The organism is Nonomuraea ceibae, assembly GCF_019396325.1.
GTDB lineage: Bacteria > Actinomycetota > Actinomycetes > Streptosporangiales > Streptosporangiaceae > Nonomuraea > Nonomuraea ceibae.
On record NZ_JAHKRO010000255.1, the window covers coordinates 1 to 621 of the forward strand.

A 621-nucleotide genomic window follows, 5' to 3' on the forward strand; every position below is an offset into this window, starting at 1 on the left:
TGCCACGACTTCGGCGGTGTACTTGAGCCCCGCTACATTGTCGGCGCGGAATCACTTGACCAGTGAGCTATTACGCACTCTTTCAAGGGTGGCTGCTTCTAAGCCAACCTCCTGGTTGTCTCTGCGACTCCACATCCTTTCCCACTTAGCACACGCTTAGGGGCCTTAGTCGGTGATCTGGGCTGTTTCCCTCTCGACTACGAACCTTATCGCCCGCAGTCTCACTGCCACGCTCTCACTTACCGGCATTCGGAGTTTGGCTGACGTCAGTAACCTTGTCGGGCCCATCGGCCATCCAGTGCTCTACCTCCGGCAAGAAACACGTGACGCTGCACCTAAATGCATTTCGGGGAGAACCAGCTATCACGGAGTTTGATTGGCCTTTCACCCCTACACACAGGTCATCCCCCAGGTTTTCAACCCTGGTGGGTTCGGTCCTCCACCCAGTCTTACCTGAGCTTCAACCTGCCCATGCGTAGATCACTCCGCTTCGGGTCTACAGCATGCGACTCAAACGCCCTATTCAGACTCGCTTTCGCTACGGCTCCCCCACACGGGTTAACCTCGCCACACACCATAACTCGCAGGCTCATTCTTCAAAAGGCACGCAGTCACATCACA

1 rRNA gene is annotated in these 621 nt (G+C 55.9%); it reads right to left on the reverse strand.

Features of this window, described 5'->3' with window-relative positions:
* Positions 1-621: ribosomal RNA gene (locus KME80_RS49830) — 23S ribosomal RNA — on the reverse strand; the annotation flags it as partial.